Source organism: Nitratidesulfovibrio liaohensis (assembly GCF_011682075.1).
Classification (GTDB): Bacteria; Desulfobacterota; Desulfovibrionia; order Desulfovibrionales; family Desulfovibrionaceae; genus Cupidesulfovibrio; species Cupidesulfovibrio liaohensis.
Map to the genome: position 1 here is coordinate 1 of NZ_VSMK01000303.1, position 3,427 is coordinate 3,427.

General features: G+C 66.1%; 4 protein-coding genes. All 4 read right to left on the reverse strand.

Annotated features, from left to right (window positions below):
• Window positions 1-411: 411 nt before the first annotated feature.
• Entirely contained in the window at window positions 412-747 is a 336-nt protein-coding gene (locus FVW27_RS10815) for a hypothetical protein (protein WP_167125053.1), read from the reverse strand.
• 8 nt (window positions 748-755) lie between these two features.
• Window positions 756-2,084 carry a glutamyl-tRNA reductase gene (gene hemA / locus FVW27_RS10820; protein ID WP_167125064.1) on the reverse strand — a complete coding sequence of 443 codons (1,329 nt, stop codon included), beginning with the start codon at window positions 2,082-2,084 and terminating at the stop codon, window positions 756-758.
• A gap of 81 nt (window positions 2,085-2,165) precedes the next feature.
• Window positions 2,166-2,993, reverse strand: coding sequence for a cytochrome C assembly family protein (locus FVW27_RS10825; RefSeq protein ID WP_167125062.1), 828 nt, complete (start codon window positions 2,991-2,993; stop codon window positions 2,166-2,168).
• On the reverse strand, window positions 2,980-3,427 hold a 448-nt coding region (locus FVW27_RS10830), incomplete at its 5' end, for a precorrin-2 dehydrogenase/sirohydrochlorin ferrochelatase family protein (protein ID WP_279586621.1). The genes FVW27_RS10825 and FVW27_RS10830, both read right to left, overlap by 14 nt.

The window sequence follows — 3,427 nt, forward strand, 5'->3', positions numbered from 1 at the left end:
GCTGCAGTTCCCCGGTCAGGAAGTCGCCCACGCGCAGGCAGAACCGCGCCGCAGGCGGCGGCAGATCCTGCAGGCGCAGGGGCAGCCGTTGCGGCAGCAGCGGGCGTGCCGTGAGGGCGCGAGAGGCGGGCGGGGTGCCGGAATGGGGCATGGCTGGCCTGCGGACGAAAAAGGGAACGCCCGGCGCAAAGGCCGGAGCGGGAAGGCCGTGACGGTGTCGGGAGCGTCTGCGTGAGGGCAGTGCCCGTCATGCGTGATGGCTCCCGCTTGCCTGCCTCTGACGGATATGCGTGCGGCACTGTGCCGACAATGGGAAAGCGCCGAAGGCGGCGATTGAGCCGAAAACGGGGGGCGGCTGGATGGCGGCGAACCGCAGTGCGGACAGGCGACGGCGCGACGCGCGGTTGCGCGCTACACCGCTATGCCAAGGTCCGCCAGCAGGCCGTCCAGATAGTCGATCATGTGCGCCCGCAGTTCGGTCGAGGCGTAGGCGATGCATTCGCAGCGCAGCATGCCCCGCGCCCGCACCAGCAGTTCCATGCGCAGGGCGTCCTCGTCCACCTCGAGCGCAAGGCAGAACGGGCCACAGCTTTCGCCGTGGGCCACCTGCACGGGGGTAAGGTGGTGCTGGGGCACGGGCAGCCAGTACAGGCCGTTCATGCCGCCGCCAAGGTCCATTTCGTTCAGGCGCGCGCGCACGGCGGCGATGTCTTCGGTGGTCAGGTCGTCGATGCAGTAGGTACGCATGGGGTCTCTTATGCGTCGTCGTGTTGCTGGGGGTGCTTGCGGTCGCAGTGGGCGTCTTCGGGCACGTCGTCGCAGTCCAGGTTGAACATGCGGCGGGTGATGTCGATGTACCGGGTTCCGGCCTCTTCCTCGTCGAAGCGGCGTTTCAGGAAGGTGATGGGCTCGTGGTTCACCTTCTTGACGATGGCGCACAGCATGGCCTGCAATGCCTCGCGGGTGGCGTCGTCCACCGGTCCAAGGCGTTTCAGGGTACGGGCCAGTTCTTCCTGGGCAATGCGTTCGCTGCGTCGCAGCAGGTCCACGATGGTGGGTTGCAGGTCCAGCGACTTCAGCCACTTGGCGAAGTTGCCCGCCTCTTCTTCCACGATGGAGCGGGCCTTGGCCGCCTCGTCGCGGCGCTGGGCCATGTTTTCTTCGACCACCTCTTTCAGGTCGTCGATGTCGTACAGGTAGACGTTGTCCAGGTTGTTGACGTCGGGGTCGATGTCGCGCGGCACGGCAATGTCGATGAAGAACATGGGCCGGTTCTTGCGGCGCTTCAGCACGTCCTTGATGTCCCGCGCCCGGATGATCGGTTCGTGCGCGCCGGTGGAACTGATGATGATGTCCGCCTCGGCCAGCCGCACCGACAGATCCTGGAACAGCACAGCCTCGCCCTTGAACTGCCTGGCCAGTTGCAGGCCGCGTTCGAAGGTGCGGTTGGCCACCATGATTTCGCGGATGCCGGAATTCAGCAGGTGGGTGGCTGCCAGTTCCGCCATTTCGCCCGCGCCGATGAGCATGGCCTTGTACTGCAACATTTCGCCAAAGATGCGCTTGGCCAGTTCCACCGCCGCGTAGCTGATGGACACGGCGCTGGAGGCTACGCCGGTTTCGGTGCGCACCCGCTTGGCCACGGAAAAGGCCTTGTGCAGCAGGCGGTTCAGCACCACGCGGGTGGCGTTGCGGCCTACGGCCTTGCGGTAGGCGTCCTTGAGCTGGCCGAGTATCTGCGGTTCCCCCACCACCATGGAATCGAGGCTGGAGGCCACGCTGAACAGGTGGCGCACAGCGTCGATGCCCTTGTGCACGTAGACGAAGGGTTCCAGGTCGCCGCGTTGCTGGCCGCGCGCGGCGGCCCAGCAGTCCAGCACGCGCGCGGGCACGCCGGGGCCGTTGCCCACGGCCATGATTTCCACGCGGTTGCAGGTGGACAGGATGACCACTTCGGAGATGTCGTCGCCGGTGGGCACCACCCCTTGTTCAAGGACGGTACAGTCGGTGAGGGCGAACCGTTCGCGCACTTCGACGCTGGCGGTGCGGTGGTTGAGGCCGATGAGATAGATTTCCTGATCCATGTGAACTCTGTGCTTCGCGGGGTGCGTGGCGCGCGGCGCCTGCTCCGGGTTGCGGGTCATGGTTCCTGCGGGGTGCGGCCGTTATTGCGGGTTGAAGCTGTGGTGGGTGGTCATCAGGAAGTTGACCCCCAGCAGCGAGAACACGCATACCGCGAAGATCCAGATGGCCATGACGGCGGTCTTGCGGCCCCGCCAGCCCAGCGCCAGCCGTTGGTGGAACAGCAGGGCGAACATGCACCACACCACCAGCGAGACGACTTCCTTGGGGTCCCACGACAGCATCTTGCCCCAGGCTATGCGCGCCCACACGAACCCGGAAACCATGCCCAGCGTGAACAGCGGAAAACCCGCCATCACCGCGAGGTGGTTCACCTTGTCGAAGGCGGAGAGCGCGGGCAGGTCGCGGTCGAAGCCGGAAAGGCGCGTCTTGTGCTTCAGCTTGCGGTCCATGTACAGGAACAACAACCCGGCCCCGCAGGCCATGGTCATCAGGCTGAAGCTGAGGAACAGCGTGCCGATGTGCAGCCCGAAGAACAGGCCGGACATGGCGGGCGGCAGCTTGCTCTGCACGTCGGCCAGCATGAACGACGAGACGTAGAACACCAGCGCCACCGGAGAGGCGGTAAGCCCCAGGAATTCCAGCCGCAGGCGCCACCAGACAAAGAAGTAGATCAGCAGCAGGCTCCACGAGAGCATGCGGAAATAGTAGGCTTTTTCCAGAATCTGCCAGGTCTGCCCCTGCATGGACAGCCCCAGCATGACGGTATGCAGGGCAAAGCCCGCCAGCGTCAGCCATTGCGAAAGGCGCTTCAGCCTGTCGCGCCGGGCCAGCAGGCCCACGGCGATGCATACCGTGCCAAGCACGTAGAGCATGATGATGGCGATGGAAAGCAGCTCAAGCGAGCTCATGCAGCAACTCCACGATGCGCGGATGCAGTTCCGCGGGCAGCAGTTCGGTCAGGATGCGTTCGGCCCCGGCGCGGTCGCGCGCGGCCAGTGCGTCGATGAGCGGCGATTCCACGAGGGCGCGGAACAGCGCCGTATTCTGCCCTGTCTCGTGCCCAAGCGCAAGAACGAGAGGCCGCAGGCGGCCCAGCAGTAGGGTGATGCCGTCGTACCGCGCACCGAACCACTGTTGCAGGTCCATGCGGATGCGCCGGGCAAGGGCCGGGCTGTGCCCCCCGGTGGAAAGGGCCACCGTCAGCTCGCCGCAGGCGAAGTGGGCGGGCACGATGAACGCCCCCGTATCCGGGGCGTCGGCCACGTTGCAGGGCACGTTGCGCTGGCGACAGGCATCGGCCACGGCGGCGTTGACGGCGCGGTTGCCCGTGGCCGCGAAGGCC